The organism is Wenyingzhuangia gracilariae, from assembly GCF_056387575.1.
On record NZ_CM150748.1, the window covers coordinates 481,777 to 503,506 of the forward strand.

At 31.2% G+C, this 21,730-nt stretch carries 12 protein-coding genes; 4 read left to right on the forward strand and 8 right to left on the reverse strand.

Going from position 1 to position 21,730, the window contains the following annotated elements:
* Positions 1-3 precede the first annotated feature (3 nt).
* The 5 genes from ACY2IJ_RS01890 to ACY2IJ_RS01910 all read right to left on the reverse strand — a co-directional run bounded on the left by ACY2IJ_RS01890 (position 4) and on the right by ACY2IJ_RS01910 (position 7,130).
* Positions 4-2,457 carry a TonB-dependent receptor family protein gene (locus ACY2IJ_RS01890; RefSeq protein WP_476725477.1) on the reverse strand — a complete coding sequence of 818 codons (2,454 nt, stop codon included), beginning with the start codon at positions 2,455-2,457 and terminating at the stop codon, positions 4-6.
* Positions 2,438-3,796: an HTTM domain-containing protein gene (locus ACY2IJ_RS01895; protein WP_476725478.1), complete on the reverse strand. Its 1,359-nt coding sequence runs from the start codon at positions 3,794-3,796 to the stop codon at positions 2,438-2,440. Before ACY2IJ_RS01895 ends, ACY2IJ_RS01890 begins: the two co-directional genes overlap by 20 nt.
* A 2-nt stretch (positions 3,797-3,798) precedes the next feature.
* Entirely contained in the window at positions 3,799-4,920 is a 1,122-nt protein-coding gene (locus tag ACY2IJ_RS01900) for an imelysin family protein (protein ID WP_476725479.1), read from the reverse strand.
* Between the two features lie 89 nt (positions 4,921-5,009).
* Positions 5,010-6,134: a DUF4856 domain-containing protein gene (locus ACY2IJ_RS01905; protein WP_476725480.1), complete on the reverse strand. Its 1,125-nt coding sequence runs from the start codon at positions 6,132-6,134 to the stop codon at positions 5,010-5,012.
* Positions 6,135-6,269: 135 nt separating this feature from the next.
* Complete coding sequence (locus ACY2IJ_RS01910; RefSeq protein ID WP_476725481.1) at positions 6,270-7,130, reverse strand: hydroxymethylglutaryl-CoA lyase; 861 nt, start codon at positions 7,128-7,130, stop codon at positions 6,270-6,272.
* Between the two features lie 102 nt (positions 7,131-7,232).
* On the opposite strand from ACY2IJ_RS01910, the gene ACY2IJ_RS01915 reads away from it, so the two are divergent.
* Both ACY2IJ_RS01915 and ACY2IJ_RS01920 read left to right on the forward strand, forming a co-directional pair.
* Entirely contained in the window at positions 7,233-8,753 is a 1,521-nt protein-coding gene (locus tag ACY2IJ_RS01915; protein ID WP_476725482.1) for an NAD(P)H-hydrate dehydratase, read from the forward strand.
* 134 nt (positions 8,754-8,887) lie between these two features.
* Positions 8,888-9,901, forward strand: a complete 1,014-nt coding sequence (locus ACY2IJ_RS01920; protein ID WP_476725483.1) for an aldo/keto reductase — start codon at positions 8,888-8,890, stop codon at positions 9,899-9,901.
* A 54-nt stretch (positions 9,902-9,955) separates the two neighbouring features.
* Here ACY2IJ_RS01920 and ACY2IJ_RS01925 read toward each other — a convergent pair whose 3' ends face one another.
* Positions 9,956-11,902 (reverse strand): sulfatase-like hydrolase/transferase, encoded by a 1,947-nt coding sequence (locus ACY2IJ_RS01925; protein ID WP_476725484.1) that lies wholly within the window; start codon positions 11,900-11,902, stop codon positions 9,956-9,958.
* Positions 11,903-12,208: 306 nt separating this feature from the next.
* Here ACY2IJ_RS01925 and mnmE point away from each other — a divergent pair, with 306 nt between their 5' ends.
* Both mnmE and ACY2IJ_RS01935 read left to right on the forward strand, forming a co-directional pair.
* Complete coding sequence (gene mnmE / locus ACY2IJ_RS01930) at positions 12,209-13,600, forward strand: tRNA uridine-5-carboxymethylaminomethyl(34) synthesis GTPase MnmE (protein WP_476725485.1); 1,392 nt, start codon at positions 12,209-12,211, stop codon at positions 13,598-13,600.
* Positions 13,601-13,739: 139 nt separating this feature from the next.
* Positions 13,740-16,706 carry a DEAD/DEAH box helicase gene (locus ACY2IJ_RS01935; protein WP_476725486.1) on the forward strand — a complete coding sequence of 989 codons (2,967 nt, stop codon included), beginning with the start codon at positions 13,740-13,742 and terminating at the stop codon, positions 16,704-16,706.
* Between the two features lie 117 nt (positions 16,707-16,823).
* On the opposite strand, the gene ACY2IJ_RS01940 is transcribed toward ACY2IJ_RS01935, so the two are convergent.
* Positions 16,824-18,323: a RagB/SusD family nutrient uptake outer membrane protein gene (locus ACY2IJ_RS01940; protein WP_476725487.1), complete on the reverse strand. Its 1,500-nt coding sequence runs from the start codon at positions 18,321-18,323 to the stop codon at positions 16,824-16,826.
* A 16-nt stretch (positions 18,324-18,339) separates the two neighbouring features.
* Positions 18,340-21,708 (reverse strand): TonB-dependent receptor, encoded by a 3,369-nt coding sequence (locus tag ACY2IJ_RS01945; RefSeq protein ID WP_476725488.1) that lies wholly within the window; start codon positions 21,706-21,708, stop codon positions 18,340-18,342.
* Positions 21,709-21,730: the final 22 nt, after the last annotated feature.

Sequence of the window (21,730 nt, forward strand, 5' to 3'; positions counted from 1 at the left end):
AATTTAAAATTTAATTTCTAAGGTTCCGTAAAAGTATCTAGGTTCTGCTGGAATAATTCCAGGTCCAGGATACCCAGTTGCTCTACGTGTAAAATAATTGTTGTCTAATATATTATTTATTCCTGTTTCTAAAAGAAAATGCTTAGAAAATTTATAAGAAAGAGAAACGTCTAAAATGTCGTAATAAGGAATGGCACCAATTACGTTTACATCATTGTTTGGGTTGTACGGAGAGTTGGTCACATCTGTAAATTGTTCACTTATGTAAGTGTACTGAATGTTTCCTAACAAATTATCCCACCCAAAACTAGCTCCTGTTTTTAAATTGATGAGAGGTATAAATTCAACTTCGTTTCCTGCCACTCCATTTTCTTCAGATTTTAAGTATACAGATCTAGTTACAGCAAGATTAGTAAAAATATCTAACTTTAAATTTTTATGATCTTTAAAATAGGTCTCTTTAAGGTTCCATTGCAACAGAGATTCCAATCCGTAAATAAAAGCAGTTCCTATATTTTTACGTACCCACTGAGCTCTGTTGTTCAACACCTGTCCTATTCTATTTCCGTAAACCAAGGTAAATATATTGGCATCGTAAGAGAATTTTTTAGCAATCCTACCTCTTACACCTAAATCTCCAGTATAACCTGTTTCATCTGTAATATTAGGATCTATTTTAAATGTTGGATTGACTGTTCTAATGTCAGAAAAAGTAACCGAACGATAATTCTGAGAAAAATTACCGTACAACTCAAAAACCTTACTAGGTTTGTAACTAATCCCTAAGCCTAACAATACAAAATTGCGGACAAACTCATTATTGTCATCTACATTAAAACTTAAATTAGGTCGATTCGTATTATAAACAAAATAATTTCCATCAGATTTGGTACTAATATGTTCAAACCTAAAACCTGGAGTAATACTCAAGTAATTGTTAACATTAAAAATATGCTCTCCAAACAACGAAGCATTAAAGTTTGGAAACTTAAACTCATTCTGATTAGGGTACTGGGTAGCCAGCTCATCAAAAGAAAAATCTGCACCTACACCTTTACTTCCTGCTCCTTGTCTTTGACTATTGTTGGCCTTGTAAATTTTACCTCCAAATAAATAATAATTAGTTTGTTTTCCAAAAGAATAACTCGATAAAAAACGAGTTTCCATTCCGTAATTTTTAAAATTCCCAACAATTAAATCTCTATTAAAAAGATAACTTCCATTGCTATTTTGTTCATCTCCACTAGGATTAAAAACACTTCCTCCAACATTATTAGGATTTCCTCTAAATCCAATAGCTTTTCTAGAAGCATTCAATGCAAATACACTCACCGTTAGTCTAGAAATATCGGTCAATTGTTGCTCTAACTTAAAATTGTACAACTTCCAATCCACTCCAAACCAATTACGCTTTAAATAACTTTGCGTAGGATCTTCTAAAAATTGTACATCAGACAATCCTCCAGGTTGATGAGCCACATAATTAAAAGAAGAAATTTCGAAACTTGCTTTTGTGTTTTCGGTAAACTGATACCCTATGTGTGCAAATAAATTGTTGGATTTGTAATCTGAATTTGGTCTAAAACCATCTCCTTCTTTTCTGTTGTAATATGCATAATAGCTTAGCTTATCTATAGTTCCACTAACCGATGTAAAACTCGCTAAGGTTCCAAAAGAGGCAATAGTATGTCTTGTTATAAATTCTATAGGTTTATCTACAGGTTTTTTGGTGATGAAATTGATCAATCCACCAAATTGAGTTCCGTATTGCAAAGATGCTGCACCACGAATGATTTGAATTTGCTCTAAAGCTTCTGTGGGTGTTGTGTAATAACTTTCCGGATATCCTAACACATCGGCACTAATATCGTAATCGTTTTGGCGAGTGTTAAAGTTGGCGGTTCTATTAGGATCCAATCCTCTACCTCCAATATTTAATTGCAAACCACCATCGTTACTATCATAAATATTTAGTCCAGCAACTTTAGCAAAAATTTGTCTAGGATTGTTATTGGCTTTGTTACCACTTACCAAATCTAAATTAACAACTTCTGTTTTTTTACCTGCGTAAATATGGGTTCCTTCTACAGGCTTTAGTGTCGTTAATCCGTAGTTAATTCTTTTTGTTGCATTTAACACAACAGCCGATAATTCTTCTTTTAAAGGAGCTAAAGAAATAGTAATTTCTTGTGATTTGGTGAAATTATAATCTTGCTCTACAGTTGCATAACCGTAATAAAAGAACATTAAATGTACTTTGTTTTGGTTAAAATTGGCTTTTAAAACACCATTCTGATTGGTGCTTCCTATATAAGTATTTGTTCCTTGCACAACCTGTACTCCTTCTATGGCTTTGTTGGTTTCTGCATTTATCAATTTAAAAGTTATTTGATAAGCATAACCAAATTGTACAAACAATACAAATAGAATAAGTATACTAAAATCCTTTAATTTCATCTTTTAAGGGTAAAATCCATGTTTTGTTATGAAAGCCTTCTTTTTCTTTATACAAATCAACTTTTGGGTTGATGTAAAGTTGATTCAAACGACCGTTTAAGGCTACATAACTCTCTACAAAAATTTGTATATTTTGATGTCCTTGGCTTTTAAAATGATCTCCTAACAAATGCGCATATTCCAATATAAAATCGGGTTGAAAGCTCATTTGTTTGATTTGGAAAGAGGTTAAAAAATCGGAATTTTTTACGTGAAATTGCTTTCCCGACACACTGTCTTTTACTGTAAAGGTAGTGTACCCCGCTTTTTCCATTAACATTACTCGCCAAGAAAAACGAAACCCTTGTTCTGTCCAAAATAACTCACCAGGGTAACACAAATTTCTGAAGGGCAAAAATAGTTGAATTGTAAAAAATAGACTAATTATAAATAGGATATTTTTAGGTTGCTTATAACGGTAACTTTCTTGTAAACAAACCTTAACGTTTTTAGGAATTCGTAACGATTTTTGAATCTGTTTTAAGAACTTTTCATGCAAGTTACTATCAAAGAAAATAAGCGTAGCACAAATCATAATGTACGGGAACATTCCAATATTGAAAAGAATTCTAGTAAATACATGAAAAATTACTACAGCAACAAATGCGTAAGGTCTTGTTTTACGGATTAAAAGTAAAAACGGAATGGTTAAATCGTACAAAGCACCACTCCAACTCATGGTATAATGAAACCAAGACTGATTCATAAATGGTCCTACAATGGGTAAATCTGTTTTGGTAGACAACCAAATTTTTAAAGGTTGGGCTCTAAACAACCAATCGGAATTTAGTTTGGCCAAACCTGCATAAAAATACACAATACCTAAAAGTAGTTTTATGCTGTCAACCGTCCATTTAGGAACAAAAGTATATTGTATTTCTTTTTTACGAGTATCTAAAGAAAAGGTAGCGTTTAAAGGCAAAAAGCATAATAAAAAACTTAAAATACTCACAAAGTAATAATGATTTAAATAGGTGGTTTTGTCTATCAATTCTATGTAAGTAAAACTTAAAAAGAATAAAATGATGGACAATCTATATTTGTAACCTAAAATAATTCCTACAGAAGCCAACATTGCTAGAACAAACAATCCGTAGGTATAGATTCCCAACGTTTTTACCCAACCAAATCCATAATAGTTAAAATGCCATTTAGGCAATACATAAAATTGCTCTACCCAATCCATAGCCACAAAACGGATAAGACTGGTAAGCATTAAAACTCCAAATAGAATACGAAAAGCAGCCAATGTAGCTGCTTTTGTTTTTTTTGTGTGTATGTATGTTTGAAATCGATTCATTTTTAATCTCCGTCTGTATCTTGATAATCAATACTAATATTTAAGGCTTGCATCATATTGGTTTTTAACAAAGGAATAAAATCCTGTAATACATTGTAAAGCGCTACCATTTTCGCATTATCAGTTTCTACTTGTTTAGCAAAATCATTGTCTAAAACAGCAACTGCCGCATCAATATCTTCAAAGTGTTTTTCTATATATTTAGACAAAGTAATCGTTTGATTTCCAATAGCAAGATCAGCATTTAAAAAATTTAAATACTCTTGTATTCCACTACCACTAATCTTAGTTCCATCATAAGAAGCTCCATAAAACAAATTTTTAAAAGCCTCTAAATTTTCTACAAACAAAGCTTTTGAATGCTCAGAACTATAATAAGACTCTACATCTTTGGCTACTTTTTCTGTTGGACTACTATTAGGAAAAGTACCTGATGGATTTCCTATTTTAGCAGTTCTAAGTTCTTGTTCGGCATAAGAAATATAATCATTAATCATAATACTAAAAGAACCAGTAGCAGTTTTATTTGTATTATTAATAATACTTGTTTTGTTGTTTTCCCAGTAGGTTTTTCTTTCGCTAACTCTTGTCAAAAGAACATCAATAACACTACTTAAAAACAATTGATAATTTGTTTTATTTTCGAAACTAGTATAGGTATTACTATTGACTAAATAATCAATGGTATTTAATCCTTGGTACGCTATAGAAATAGAAGAAGTAAAACGTTTTTCATTTTTATCAAGAATTGTTCCTATTTGCTTTTTAATCATATCAGGATCTATAGGATAATTTCCTGTAAACAAACGAAAAGAAGCAAGATCTTCAAATTTATGTCCTATATCAAACATAGCCGCATATTGCCAAGCTTTTTGTGCCTCAAATAAATCGGTTTTTAATTTGTTTAAGTCTTCTTGTGTTACATTGCTCCCAAAATTATTTTTGGTGTTTTGCATAGCTTTTACCTTAGTTTCCAAAGCAACAAAAGAGGGAATAACACTATGATCTACCCAGTTTTTCAATAAATTTTGTCTATTGTAATTATCAGTACTTACTTTAGTATTTTCTTGTACACAAGAAAATAAACTACTTATAAAAAGTCCTATTGCGATCCATTTTTTCATACTACCTAATCCTTAAATCTTTAACCTAAAAAAGAAGATAAATTTGAATTCACAAATTTATCTTCTCTTCAATGTGTATATCTTAAATATTATTCTACGGCTTTAGCCACAACTTCTTCTATAGTACCAACACCTAAGTCACCTGATACTTTATTATAAATTGGGGTCATTAAATCATCCAAGATCCCTCCATTAGTTAAGTCGTAAAATCCATCATTTTTTTCTAAAACACCAATATAAGTTTCAACATCAGCATTAGTAAAATAAGGCTTATCTGTAGCTACGTTATAGGTATATTGTAAAGAATGAATAAATCCATATCCTTCTGATAAAGCGTGAAAACTTTCAGGCTTTCCAGCTGTTTGTCTAGCATTATTTAAATAATACAACCCTCTAACAACAGGTACTATAGACAATTGTGTTCTTAAAGTTTTAATGGCTGCATCTAAAGCAGTTTCATTATTTGCTACAATGGCTGCTCTTCCTGAAATAAGTGCTGCATCAACAACAGATTTTACTTTTTTAAAGTTTTCTTGTCCTTGAATTTCTTCTAAATAATGTCCTAAAAAACGATCTCTGTAATCAGAATCATCTTCAGATATCCCATTCAAAAGTCCGTAAGCTTTATCCCACAAATGCTCTTGTTCTGTATAGTTTTTACCAGCAATAACTGTATTACTTGCTGTTTTAACATCACTAAGAATTACATTTACAATTTGATCTAAAGTAAAGGCACCAATTAACCCTTTGTAATAAGCTTGTGCGTATTCCAATCCTTTTTCGTTAAAATAACGAGTTTTACTACCTGAAACATACTTTCCAGCCACACCTGCTGATGCATCTTTACTACTAGCAAAAACATCATTTATTTGACCTGAAATATATGTATCAAAATCTGCAAGAGAAGTTGAGGCTACAAAATCAACTAATTTAGACCCGTTTAAATCCGCATCACTAAAATTAGTTCCCTCTTTAAAACGATTGTTAATATCTGCTACTGTAAGAGCAGGATCTTCTGGTGCTGATAATTTTGCACCAATTTCATAGGCTTGTTTTAATAAAACAGTTTGTTCAGAATAGTCTACTGTAGATTTACCATCTCTGGTAAATTTATATTCCGACAATTCATCAATCTTATCATCACTTTTAGAACATGATGTAAATACAGCTCCTGCTGCTACTAATACGGCTAATGTTAACTTTGTAATTTTCATTGCTACTTATTTAGACTTAATTTAAGTTGTTATTTATTTACGGCTACAAATATACAGACCAATTCTAAATAAGCAAAGTTTATTTTAATTTATTATAAATAAAATAACGAAATTGTTTTCGTTGTTTTTTTTTTGTTAAAAAACTTGTAAAGCCACATTGTAGGTACTTTCAAAACGAAGAGTTTGTATGTTTGTGGATACTTTTTGTTGTGTAAAATAAGACAGCATTTTTTCAGTAGGCATATTTCCAGTTAAAGCATTGGTGGCCATAGGGCATCCGCCGTAACCTCTAATAGCACCATCAAAACGAAGACAACCGCTGTTATAAGCTGCATCAATTTTTTCGTGCCATTGGTCTGGAGTTGTGTGTAAATGTGCTCCAAATTCCATTTTAGGATATGCTGGAATTAAATTGGAAAATAAGTGGGTAATAACTTTTGGTGTAGAAGAACCTACGGTGTCTGATAATGATAAGATTTTTACACCAATAGCAGATAATTTTTCTACCCACTGCCCTACTATGTCTACATTCCAAGGATCTCCATAAGGATTACCAAACCCCATACTCAAATAAGTAACCACTTGTTTGTTGTGCTTGTGTGCTATTTCAATAATTTCTTTTAAAAGCTCAAAACTCTGAGCTATGGTTTTATTGGTGTTTCTAACTTGAAAAATTTCTGAAATAGAAAAAGGATATCCTAAATAAGTTATTTCTTCAAATGCACAAGCATCTTTTGCCCCACGAGCATTGGCTACTATGGCTAGTAATTTACTTTTTGTGGTTGTTAAATCTAATTTGCTTAATACTTGTGCTGTATCTGCCATTTGAGGAATGGCTTTGGGAGAAACAAAGCTACCAAAATCAACCGTATCAAAACCACATTGTAAAATAGCGTTGATGTATTTTGCTTTTAAATCTGTAGGAATAAAATCTTTAATGCCTTGCATGGCATCTCTAGGACATTCAATGATTTTTACGGGTTGTGGCTCTATCATAATATCAAATATAATAAGCTTCTTTTGAATACGTTTTATAAACTTTAAACAATGTAAATTTTAAAAAAGAAATCCCTAATTTTAATCAAAAGATTCTTTTCTATGAAAATTTTTAATCCACATCAAATCAAAGAATTAGATACTTATACAATTCAAGAACAACAAATTACCTCTGTTGCTTTAATGGAAAGAGCTGCGCAACAAATTGTTAATTATCTGGTTTCTAGATATACAAAAACGCAACATTTTACCATTTATTGTGGAATGGGGAATAATGGTGGAGATGGTTTGGCTATTGCTAGACTTTTGTTAAATAAAGAATATACTGTAACCGTTTATTTGGTAAAATATACTGCAAAAACCTCTTTTGAGTTTGATGAAAACTTAAAAAGATTGAAAGAAATAACCACAATAAGAACCATTATTTCTGAAAAACACATTCCCCCAATTCCTAAACACACCCTAGTGATTGATGCTATTTTAGGTTTGGGAATTAATAGACCTTTAGACAAGCTTTGCAAAACTTTGGTAACGATTATAAATGCTTGTGATAATTTTAAAATTGCGATAGATATTCCTACTGGTTTGCCATGCGAAATATCTTATTTTTCTGACAAAGAAACTATTTTAAAAGCAAATACAACGTTGACTTTTGAAGCCCCAAAACAATCCTTTTTACTACCTAGTTCTGCAAGTTATGTAGGGAATTGGATTGTAATGTTTATTAATTTGTCTGAAAACTACAAGAATACCATAGAAACAGATGCTACTTATGTAGATTCTAATTTTGCACAAAAATTAATAAAAACCAGAACTAAATTTTCACATAAAGGAAATTTTGGACACGCAGAAATTATTGGAGGAAGTTTTGGCAAAATTGGTGCTGTTGTTTTGGCAACCAAAGCTTGTTTAAGAGCAGGTGCAGGTTTGGTAACTGCCTATACGCCAAATTGTGGAATGCAAATATTACAAACTACGGTTCCAGAAGCTATGTGGACAGGAAACACCCCTTGTGAATATTATTTGGAAGGAAATTATATTTCTACAAACAAAACCATTGGTATTGGACCTGGTTTAGGAATGCACCCTAATACGCAAAGTTTTTTACACTTGGTACTTAAAACAACTCATACTCCTATGGTTATAGATGCTGATGCAATCAACATTTTAGCAAAAAACAAAGAGTGGTTTAAAGAAATACCCGCAAACAGTATTTTAACACCACACCCCAAAGAGTTTAAACGTTTGGTGGGTGATTTTACAAATGATTTTGAAAAACTAGAAAAATTAAAACAGTTTGCAAAAACATACAATTGCATTGTTGTTTTAAAAGGAGCGCATACTGTGCTGTGCAACACAAAAGGACAATTGTTTTTTAACAGCACAGGAAATCCGGGAATGGCAACTGCTGGTAGTGGTGATGTGTTGACAGGAATTATTACAGGGTTGTTGGCTCAAAAATATTCTCCACTTCAAGCTGCAATTTTAGGAGTGTATATACATGGTTTGTCTGGTGATTTGTCTGCGGAAACAACAGGAGAAATCTCTTTAATAGCAACAGATCTTGTTCAAAACATATCTAAAGCATATATAAAAACAACAACTATTGCAACTACTGTTTAAATGATTTTACTTTTTTAGGTCGACAAATAATTTTTATAAATCAATATACAATAGTACTAAAACTAACTGGAATTAAGTTTTAACCTCTCTTTAGGGTTTTGTACATTTAGGGTTCATAAAATTATTGATTTCATATGAATATTAACGACAAATCTAATCCAAGCCCTTATACTCCTAACCCAGAAAGATATAACACAATGGAATACAATCGTTGTGGAAACAGCGGTGTGTTATTACCAAAAATATCCTTAGGACTTTGGCACAACTTTGGTTTTTTTGATTCTTTTGAAAATGCTAGAAATATTTTAAAAAAAGCCTTTGATTTAGGAATTACTCATTTGGATTTAGCCAATAACTACGGACCACCGTATGGTAGTGCTGAAGAAAATTTTGGTCGTATTCTTAAAAAAGATTTTGCCAATTATAGAGACGAGTTGTTTATTGCCTCCAAAGCTGGGTACGATATGTGGCCTGGACCTTATGGAAACCATGGATCTAAAAAATATTTAATAGCTAGTTTAGATCAGAGTTTGCAACGCATGGGCTTAGATTATGTAGATGTGTTTTATCACCATAGACCCGATGCAGATACTCCTTTAGAAGAAACAATGGCTGCTTTGGATTTAATGGTAAAACAAGGAAAAGCTCTGTATGTAGGTTTGTCTAATTACAATCATACCGATACAGAAAAGGCTCATAAAATTTTAAAAGACTTGGGTACTCCTTGTTTAATTCATCAATCTAAATACTCTATGTTTGAACGTAGTAGGGAAAAAACTTTATTTCCTACCTTGTTAAAAGAAAACATAGGTTCAATTGTGTTTTCTCCTTTGGCACAAGGAATGTTAACGGATAAGTACATTAACGGAATTCCAGAAAACTCTAGAGCATCTAAAGACAAAACGTATTTAAATACGGAAACGGTAGAACAAAACATTTCCAAAATAAAACAGTTACACGAATTGGCTTTGGAAAGAGAGCAAAAGTTATCTCAAATGGCTATTGCGTGGATTTTAACACAACCCGCAATTACATCTGTATTGGTTGGAGCTAGTAGTCCACAACAGTTAGAAGAAAATGTATTGGCATTAAACAATACTTTTTTTGAGCAAGAGCTTTTAGATAAAATAGACTCTATATTGTCCTAAAAATCAAAAAGTCCTCTAAAATTTTAGAGGACTTTTTGACTATTTTTCTTGTTTTTAAATTTTCACCATTTTTTCAATGGCAAAATTGTCATCAGCTTTAATTCTTACTATATAAGTTCCACTTTCTAGATTTGAAATATCTATTTTAGGTTGATTATTTTTAGATACGTTTACTTTTTGTATGGATTGTCCTGTAATTGTTAACACTTCTAACTTTAAATTATTTACAGAAAGATCAAATGTTACATTTACAAAATCTGAACTAGGATTTGGATGAATATGAAACAAGCTATTAAAATAAGCATCTATACCTAAAGCCAAATCATCCGATTCAAAAGCAGCATCATACTGAGGTAATTCATGAGTATTAAACCATAATTTTCTATGTGGATGTCCTCCATTTCTTTCATGGTCAAACCAAAGAGGTTTTACGTTTTTAAACTCTTTAACATAGTCTATTCCTTTATTGATTAAACCTTGTAAAATTTCAGGTTTATTAGTAATTTTTGTAGTTTCTCCAGGATCGGTTTCAATATTGTACAATTCCCAAGCGGAGTTTTTAGATCTTTTAACAGCTTTGTATGGATTAGCTGCTATTGATATTGCGTGAAAACCATTTAAAGGTCTTAATACATAAATAGGATCTTGTGTTCTTATAGGTTGACCTGCAATTAATTTATCCATAAAAGATTTTCCATCTAATTTTTTGCCTGTCGGTACGCTACCCCCTGCCAAATCTACCAAGGTAGGATAAATGTCTAACGCACTTATTTGGTATTTGTAAGAACTTGTTTTTTTAATTTTATTTGGCCAGTGTACAAAAAAAGGAACTTTATGACCACCTTCAAAAACACTTCCTTTTAATGCGTATAAAGGATGATTAACGGCTCCTTTGCTATAAGTATATCCTCCATTATCACTTAAAAATAAAATCAAAGTATTGTTAAAAACATCCATATCTTTTTTAAGTTCTGTAACAATTCTACCTATATTTTTATCCATATTGGTTACCATAGTTGCATAAATAATTCTGTTTTTTGTGTATTCATCCAACAAATTACTTCTATACTGGGCTACTTTGGCTTCTTTTTCTTCTTGCGATAAGGCATCATAATCATAGCTCGTTTCCTTTTTTAATTCACGCTCTACTTTATCCAACTCATACCCTCCCGATTTTTTTAAATAATTACTATTTCTAACCAAACTCTCAAAATTTGGATTTTCTACTTTAAACTGAGCAATTTCGTCAGCAGGTGCTTGCAAAGGTGTGTGCGGTGCATTGTAAGCCATATACATAAAAAAAGGATCTGACTTTGTTTTGTTTTCTGCAATGTATTTAATGGCTTCATTCGTTAGAATATCTGTTAAATACTCATCTTGACTGAATTCATCTTTTGCAACATAATTACGTTGTCTTTGCAGTGGATCTTGATATTCATTAGTAACTGGGTTACTACCTCCTAACCTTCTGTAATACAAATCTTCATATTCACGTTCAAAATATGATTTTCCTCCTCCTAAAAAACCAAAGAAATAATCAAAACCTCTATCTAAAGGTTGGTATTTTCCTTCTTCAAAACCTAAATGCCATTTTCCAAAGGCAGCTGTATTGTAGTTGTTGTCTTGTAGTATTTTAGAAAAATATGTTTCTTTTACAGGAACTCCTAAAGTTGAAGTAATATCATTAGGCAAATTGTATTGTGCTCCTATTCTGTTAGGTTGAACCCCCGTCATAAGAGCAGTTCTACTAGGTCCGCAAAATGGATGAGCTACGTGTCCGTTGGTACAAATAATTCCGTTAGCGGCTAAAGCATCTAATTGTGGTGTAGGAATTACTCCTTTTTCTGTTGGAAAATTTGGAGCTCTGTTAAATCCAACATCTGCATATCCTAAATCATCGGCCAATATGACAATTACATTGGGTCTAGTATTGTTTGTTTGCGAATAGATAGATCCGCTTACAATTGACAAACAAAAAGCAATAAAAGTAGTTTTAATCATTTTTTACATATTTTGACTTTAAAACAAGCATCATTATCAATTCTTAAATCAAGATTAAGGGTATCTGCTTGTCTGCTTGACAAAATTAGAGGATATCCTAAGTATTTATAAATCCTATTTTGACCAAAACAAGTCTAAAATACAGAGTTATAAATTATATATCAAAAACATTATCAATACAATAACAAAAAGAATAATTTATTGTAAAAAATAAAATATCAGAAAAGTGGTTTTCTATAATACAAAACTCGTTGATTATTTTTTAGGAATGCTTGAAACTTTAGGAACTATACCTACATTTGCATTATGATTTTAAAAGATACCATAGTAGCTTTAGCAACAGCCTCAGGAGTAGGTGCTATTGCCGTAATACGTTTGTCTGGACCTAATGCTATTCAAATAGCAAATGAATGTTTTAACTCTGTAAAAGAAAATAAATCTTTATTAGAGCAAAAGTCTCATACGCTACATTTAGGTCATTTTATAGACAACAAACGTGTTATAGATCAGGTATTGGTATCTGTATTTAAAAATCCACACTCTTACACAGGAGAAGATACTATAGAAATATCTTGCCACGGTTCTTTATACATTCAGCAAGAAATTTTACAAGTTTTGTTGAAAAAAGGAGCTAGAATGGCCGATGCAGGAGAGTTTACTCTACGTGCATTTGTTAACGGAAAGTTAGACTTGTCACAAGCTGAAGCGGTTGCCGATTTAATTTCATCGGATTCTGAAGCCTCTCATCAAGTAGCCATGCAACAAATGCGAGGTGGTTTTTCTAATGAAATTCAGAATTTAAGAGATCAGCTTATCAATTTTGCTTCTTTAATAGAATTGGAATTAGATTTTGCTGAAGAAGATGTAGAATTTGCAGATAGAACTCAATTTAAAACACTAGTAGCTAGAATTCAATTAGTTTTAAAACGTTTGATTGATTCTTTTGCTGTTGGAAACGTAATTAAAAACGGAATTCCTGTAGCCATTGTAGGAGAACCTAATGTGGGGAAATCTACCCTTTTAAATGCTTTGTTAAACGAAGAAAGAGCTATTGTTTCTGAAATTGCAGGAACCACTCGTGATACCATAGAAGATGAAATTATTATTGATGGTGTTGCCTACCGTTTTATAGATACTGCTGGAATTAGAGAAACTAAAGATGTTGTAGAAAATATTGGAATTCAGAAAACTTTTGAAAAAATTGGTCAAGCCCAAGTTGTTATTTACTTGTTTGATTTGAATAATATTCAGTATCAAGTTTCTAATATTAAATTGGAATTAGAATCTATTAAGAATAAGTTTCCTCAAAAACAATTGATTGTGATTGGAAACAAAGCCGATACTATTTCGGATTCACATATTACGGCACTAAAACAAGAAATTCCTGAGTTGATAGCTATTTCTGCCAAATCTAAAATTGGAATTGAAACTTTAACCAATGAATTGACCAAATTGGTAAATATAGGTGCTTTAAACAATAGCGACACCATTGTTACAAACTCACGTCATTACGATGCATTGCTAAAAGCTTTAAACGAAATAGACAAAGTGGACTACGGTTTACAAAACGATGTTTCTGGAGACTTAATGGCCATAGACATACGTGAAGCCTTGTATTACTTTGGTTTAATTACCGGAGAAGTTACTAGTGACGATTTGTTAGGGAATATTTTTGCTAATTTCTGTATTGGGAAGTAAAAAATAATTTCTTCTTGTATCAAATGACTCTTTGTTTTAATAAATAGACTTATTGTTTATAACTTTGTTTTATTCGCTTATGAAAACAAGCCTATAATCTTTCTGAAAAAATTATTTTAGCTAGCTTTTAAATTAAGTTATGGCTAACGAAAAAAACTGGTTACACTATTATAAAAACAGCTTAACAGATAGCGAAAATTTAGCTATAGATATTAGTAGAGTTAAAAATTTATTTGAAGAAAAAAACTGTTTTGTTGGCAATGGAACGTTAAACGCCAAACACGCAAAAGAAATGCTTGAGGCCGAAGAACGCAGAATTAATAGGTTAAAAGGCATCTCCAAAAAAGACAATACCAATTGGATAGAAATTACTGAAACTGAAATTTTAATAGCTCCTTTTTACTTAAGCTATTTAACAGATCATCCTCATACAAATCAAAAAGTAATTCGTCCTTTTTGGATTCCTGCAAGAGTCAACAGATCGGGCCAATTGTCTGTTTCTAAAAATATGTTTCCGTTGTTTGTTAGAAATTATTTAACTCCTATAGCAGACATTCAAAATGATTTTATTTTTTCTACAACAGATAGAATTATTGAGGCTAGAGATATAGAATCTCCTGTTACTGTTGAAGAAGATAATCCTATTTCTTGGAATGAATATTGGGAATACGCCAATCAAGTTTTTAAAAAAATCACCTTTAAAAACATTTCAAATTATTCAGTAGAAAACTATCAAACCATACAGCATTCACTATATTTTGCAACCAGTTCTAAAATAGCTACCGCCAAAAGCATTCTATTTTTATATGATCATATTTTAAACGAAATTGAAGACTTACCACTATTAACTAAAATTATAACTCCTACAACCCGAACACGTAAAAATGCAATTACAGATCAAGGTTTTTTAAGCTACAATCATTTTCACACAGGGCAAATGTCAAACCAATTTCCCTTGTCTATTAGTCAACGAAAAACGCTTTTATCTTATTTAACAGCAGAAAACAATGCTGTTATAGCGGTAAATGGCCCCCCGGGAACAGGAAAAACCACACTATTGCAAAGTGTAGTTGCTACTGAGTTTGTAAAATCTGCAATTTTAGGAGATGAGGCTCCTGTGATTTTAGCTTGTTCCAGTAACAATCAGGCAGTAACCAATATTATAGATAGTTTTATAAATTCTCAAAGTAGTTATCAAAAATTATCTCAAAGATGGATTCCTGATTTTACAGGTTATGCAACCTATTTACCTTCTAGTTCTAAAAGCCTAAAATCTTTAGAAAATATCAATTTTTTAAAAGGGAATTTATTTGGACATGAAGGTACTTTGTGTGATTTAGAAACGGATGATTATTTGAGTAAAGCTGAATTCTATTTTTATCAACAGTTTAGAAATTATTTTCAAACAGAGGTAGATTCCTTAGAAGAAGCTTCCGAATACATTCAGAAAGAACTTATTTTACTAGAAGACGAATTGATTAACGGAAGTAAAATTTGTACCGATTATATTAATTCTATCGATAAGATTAATGCAATCTTAATTGATCCTAACAACTATATTCAAAAAGATAAAATTCAAATTTCCAATTTAAAACAATGGAGAGATGCGCTAAACAAAATAAAATCTGGAGCTAAAAAAACAAACTTTATAGAGTTGGTTAAAACAGTTTTTAGCAATCATAAAAACGAAACAACAGCTATCTTTAAAATTCCCACATCAATATTATCCGACGAAAGTCAAACACTAAACTATGTTAAAGAAAATTTATCGAATTTAAATACTGCATTACAAGCCAATATTAAACTTAACAATTGGAAATTAAAAAACAACATTAAAGGTTATCCTTTTGTATCGGAAGAACAAATGTGGGATTTTGAGTACGAAAAATTAAATTCTACTCAAAAATCACATCAATATTTTTATGATGAATTAGATGTAGGTATTAGACACAAAGCTTTTTTATTAGCAACTCATTATTGGGAAGCTCGTTGGATAGAAGCTACTAAAGAAGCTTTAGAAAATGAAACTGAAAAAGGTACCGGAGAAAAAACAATGAGTGCAAAATGGAAAAGAAGAGCAATGTTAACACCTTGCTTTGTCGCTACATTTTACATGGCTCCTCCACACTTTATTTACAGTCAATACCAAGGAGAAGACTCTAATGGAAAACCTATTTTTGAGTATTTGCCTTTGTTTAATTTTATTGATTTGTTAATTGTTGATGAAGCTGGACAGGTAACTCCAGAAGTTAGTATTCCCCTATTCTCTTTAGCTCAAAAAGCAATGGTTGTTGGAGATTTACAACAAATAGAACCCATTTGGTCTATTCCTCCTAAAATTGATGAAGGAAACCTTTCTCAGCAAAATATTATTTCGGCACCACAACAGACAGAAGAATTAGAGGAGTTAGGTTTTTTAGCTTCTAGCGGAAGTATTATGAAAATGGCACAAAATGCTTGTGAATTTGAAACGTTATTACCTGTTGGAAATCAGCCAGGAATGGTTTTGTTAGAGCATAGAAGATGTAACGATGAAATTATAGGTTTTTGTAATGAACTGGCTTACAATGGAATTCTAAAACCTATGAAGGGTACTGCTTCGGAGGATCAAATATTCCCTTCTATGATTGCCTACCATGTGGAAGGAGTTAGCGAAAGAAAATACAATAGCAGGTGTAATATAACAGAAGTAAATGCTATTATTAAGTGGTTAAGACAGAATGAAGAAACAATATCTGAAGCTTATAATGTAACTAATATTGAATCGGTTTTAGGTATTATTACTCCTTTTGCTAGTCAAAAAACAGAATTATCAAAAGCCTTAATAGAAGCTGGTTACAATATTAATAATATTAAACTAGGAACTGTACATGCTTTACAAGGTGCCGAAAGAGAAATTGTATTATTTAGTACTGTATATACCAATTTAGATGAGGGAACCTTATTTTTTGATAGAGATAATAAGCCCAATATGTTAAATGTTGCTGTGTCTAGAGCCAAAGATAGTTTTATTTTATTTGGAGATACTCGCGTATTAGACGAAACACAAAATACACCTTCTGGAATTTTAAAAAGACATTTAAATGTTTTAGAATTGGTGTCTTAAAATAGGTTTGTTTTTACTATTAACGTTCTTTGTTTATGTTACTTTAATTAAAGAATCCCTCCATTTATTTGTAAATAGAGGGATAAAAACCTATAAACTATTATTTTACAATATATACTACCACTCTGGGTTAGTATTCAATTCGTTTTGTGGAATTGGATAATATTTGTTTTGTGAAATATCAAAAAACTCTTTTCCTACTTTATCGCTATTTGAAATTTCTTGCTCTAACAAGTTCCATCTTTTTAAATCATAGAATCTTTGACCTTCTCTAAAAAACTCAATCATTCTTTGATGTCTTATTTCTTCCATTAATTCTGTTTGATTTTTTCCTATTGTTAAAGAGGGTAAATCGGCTCTATTTCTAATTTTGTCAATAAAAGGATATGCTTCTGTTAACTTGTTTTGCATTGTTAAAGCTTCTGCTTGCATTAACAAAACATCGGCAAAACGCAAGACCTTTTCATTAATTTCAGAAATTTTAATCCCTTCATTGTTATCTCGCCAGTTTTGATATTTTTTAATCATTGAATGATATCCAAAAAGCAGTGTAAATTCTGAAAAAGGTTTGTTATAAAATACGGCTCCAGGATAATCCCACATAATAGAAGCATACATTCTAGGATCAAAATCGTTTGCAATTGTTTTTTCTTTTTGAAATTCATCAAATATTTTGTTGGTAGGAAATCCCTCGAACCATCCACCAACTTCTGCAGGAGCAAAAAATTGACCATTTACATTTCCTTGAGATTCATTTGCGTTTTCAGCTTGTCCAATATTAGTACCTCCTACGTTTTGAAATTGAATTTCAAATAGAGATTCTTTATTATTATCGTACTCTTTTAAAAAATTATCTTCATAATTAGATAATAAATCATAAGAATAAGGAGCTTTTGAGTTTCCGTTTTCATCTACCAAAAGTGAAAATTCTGCTTCAGCTAAATCCCATTTGTTTTGATACAAGTACACCTTTCCTAAAAAACCTATTGCAGCTCCTTTGGTAGCTCTTCCTACCCATTCATTAGTATAAGAAACAGGCAAACCACTTTTAGCTTCTTTAAAATCTGTCTCTATTTGTTTCCACACGTCAGCTTCTGGCGAATGCTTCTTAAAATAATCTTCTTTAGAGGTTGGCAAATCTGTAATAATTGCCACATCACCAAAATTTATTACTAAATAAAAATAATTTAAGGCTCTTAAAAATTTTGCTTCTGCAATAAACGCTTTCTTTTCATCTTCTGACAAATCTGCATTTGGTGTATTTATTATTACTTGATTAGCTCTGAAAACACCTGTATAAAGTCCTTCAAACGTTTTTGAAACACTTACATTAGTTGATGCGTTGGTAAATGTTGATAATTTATAAAAATCAGCTACATCATTTCTAATATAAAAATCATCACCTCTACCATTGGCTATAGGTATACCATTATTATTATAATATCCCGTTCTTCTACTTTTAAATGTTTTATAGGTTGCTGCTAAACCAGACAACACATCCTTTTTGTTTTTCCAAAAATTTTCTTGAGTTATTACATTTGGATTGATTTGTTCCAACTCGTTTGTACATGCTCCTAACATAACCACAAACATTAATATATATATATGATTTTTCATTTGTATTGCTTTTAAATTAAAAGGTTAATTGAACTCCTGTTAGAAAAGTACTAGATAATGGATATGCTAATGATCCAAAATCTACCCCTCTATTTAAAATTGAACCATTGTTTCCTAAATCAGGATTAAATCCTTTGTATTTAGTAATTGTAAATAAATTATCAGCACTTACATATAGTCTTAAATTATTCAATCCAATTTTTTTAACAACTGATTCTGACAAAGTGTATCCTAATTGAAATGTTTTAAATCTTAAATAAGAACCATCTTCTAAAAAACGACTAGAGGTTTGATCATTTCTGTTAGGGTCATTAATAACTGCTCTAGGCATGTTTGTGTTTGTATTTGTTGGTGTCCAAGCGTTTAATGTAGAAGCAGCATAGTTATACTCTGCATCCATACCTTCTAAATCTTGTCTTAATCCATTATAAATTTTATTTCCGTAAGTTCCTTGAAAATACAATCTCATATCAAAACCTTTCCAGTTAAAATTCCCTCCAAAACCAAACGTAAAATCCGGTGTTGGGCTTCCTAAATATTGTCTGTCGTTTTGATCTATTTTCCCATCATTATTATAATCTACAAACTTTACATCTCCTGGTTTAGCATTGGGTTGAATTAATATTCCGTCTTTAGTATAATTATCTATTTCTTCTTGAGATTGAAACAATCCATTTTCTTTAATTAAATAAAATGCTCCAACAGGTCCACCTGCTTGCGTTATAGTTGTTAAAGCATCGTGAATAGTAGCTGTACCTCCAAAAATTTGTTGTGTACCGGTTCCTAATTTATTTACTTTATTTTTTATAGCAGCTACGGTACCTATAACTTCATAATGAAAATCTTTTATTGAGTTACTATATGATGCTGAAAATTCAAAACCTCTATTTGTAATTTCTCCTGCATTTACATATGGACTATTTGCACTAGCTCCTGTTGATAATGGAATAGGAACTTGAAGAATAATGTCTGTGTTTTTTTTAATAAAATAATCAGCAATAATTTTTAATTGGTTATCAAAAAAACTAACATCTGTACCAAAATTTAATGTTTTTGAGGTTTCCCATTTAATATCTGGTGAAGCAAATGCAGTTTGAATAGCTCCAGACCAAAGTTCTTGATTTTGTCCGGTTACATAATTGGTGTTTAAATTAATCGTTGAATTGTATCTATAATTAGCGAAGTTTTGACTACCTAAAACCCCATAACTCATTCTAAATTTTGCATTATTTAAAATACCATCTTTATTAAAAAAATCTTCATTTGATATATTCCATGCAGCAGATAATGAAGGGAAATATCCATATCTGTTGTTTTTTCCAAACCTAGAAGATCCATCTCTACGAAGGATTCCTGTGACTACATATTTATCATCATAAGAATACATCATTCTTCCAAAGTAAGAAATCAGTACATTTTCATTTGCATTACTTCCTGTTTGAATGTTTGTTGTACCAGCATCTAAAACTTTTATACCATCTGGCATACCACTTTTACTACCTGTTAAAGATCTGTATTTGGTGCCTTGGTATGTATAACCAAATAAAGTTTTTAAGCTGTTTTTACCAAATTTTGTATCATATTTTAAGGTGTGTTCTAGTAGAGTAGTATTGGTTTCATTTCTTGATTCTGTTAAATCTGTATTTAGATTTGTAAAAAAAGTTCCTATTTCATAAGCAGGAGTATAATACATATTGTAGGTATGGTTATTTGTATATCCTAAATTGAATTTATAGGTTAACCCTTTAACAATAGAGGCTTCTAAATAAGCATTTATTACAGTTCTTTTTTCGTTATCCTCAGGTTTTATTAAATTTGATTGAGCCACAGGATTTATTACAGTTACCACTGGACCATATGCACCTGCATAACCACCTATTGCACTTGCATCATAAACATCAAAAACAGGAAGCATTTTTGCTGCAGAACCTGCAGAGTTACCTCCTTGTCCTTGTCCCCATCCGCTTAATATTCCATTTGTTGTTCCGTTAGATAACAGGACTGTTTCCCCTATAGTAAAACGTCCTTTTTTTATTTCAGATTTCAACCTTAAGTTTAATCTATTATAATCTGTATTTATGACAATTCCTTCTTGTGATAAATAACCTCCAGATAAACTAAATGTATAATTTTCTCCACCTCCACTTATATCTAAATTGTAATTTTGTGTAGGTGCTATTCTATATATTTCACTTTGCCAATCTGTTCCTTTTCCTAATGATGATGGGTTTTGGGCAAGATCTAATCTAGGTAAACCCGCATTATCATGTGCAGCATTGCTAACATTAGCCCATTGCTCTGCGTTTAAAACATCTAATTTTTTTGTTACTTTTTGCACTCCAGAATAGGCACTAAAGTTAATTTTAGTCTCTCCTTTTTTACCTGATTTGGTTGTAATAATAACAACACCGTTAGCTGCTCTAGACCCATAAATGGCTGCAGCAGAAGCATCTTTTAAAATATTCATAGAGGCAATATCTGTAGGGGCTATATTATTAATATCAGATACTTGAACTCCGTCTACAATGTATAATGGATCATTATTTCCTAAAGATCCTGTTCCTCTTACTAAAATTCTTACTCCAGAACCTGGATTTCCTCCAGCAGATTCTACTTGAACTCCTGCTATTTTACCTTGTAAAGATTTGGATACTGTATTTGTTCCTTGTGTTACAATATCATCGGCTTTTATTGTAGAAACAGCTCCTGTAACTTCATGTCTACTTTCTGTTCCATATCCTACAATTACAACTGCGTTCAATTCACTAACATCTTGTGCTAAAGACACGTTAATTGTTATTTGATTTCCCACAACTACCTCTTTGTCTTTATATCCTACATAAGAGAAAATTAATATAGGGTTATTTCCGTTTGTAGTAATTTGATAATTTCCATCAAAATCTGTGATAACTCCTTGAGTAGTTCCTTTTATAGTGACATTAGCTCCTGGGACTGGCATTCCAAACTCATCACTAACAACTCCTTTTATTAATTTTTGTTGTTGTTTAACGTTTAAATTTGGTGATGTTTTAGTAAGAATTATTTGCTCTTCTAAAATTTTGTAATGAATATTAGTATTGTAAAATAGTTTTGTTAAAACACTATTTATTAATTCATTATAAGCAGATATTGTTATTTTTTGATTTAAATCTATTTCTTCTTTGCTGTAAAAGAAACTATAATTAGTTTCCTTTTCTATTTTTTCTATAACTTGTAAAATAGTTACAGATTCTTCTTTAATTGTAATTTTTTTATTTTGAGAATAGCCTGTTTTGGCTTGTATATGTAAAACACTAATTAATAAAAATAGAATAGAACATTTCATTTTTAAATCTAATTTTAAATAGGCGAAGTATTGCCCATATAGATTGTCTTTTTTTTTCATAATTTTGAATGATTTTTGTTTT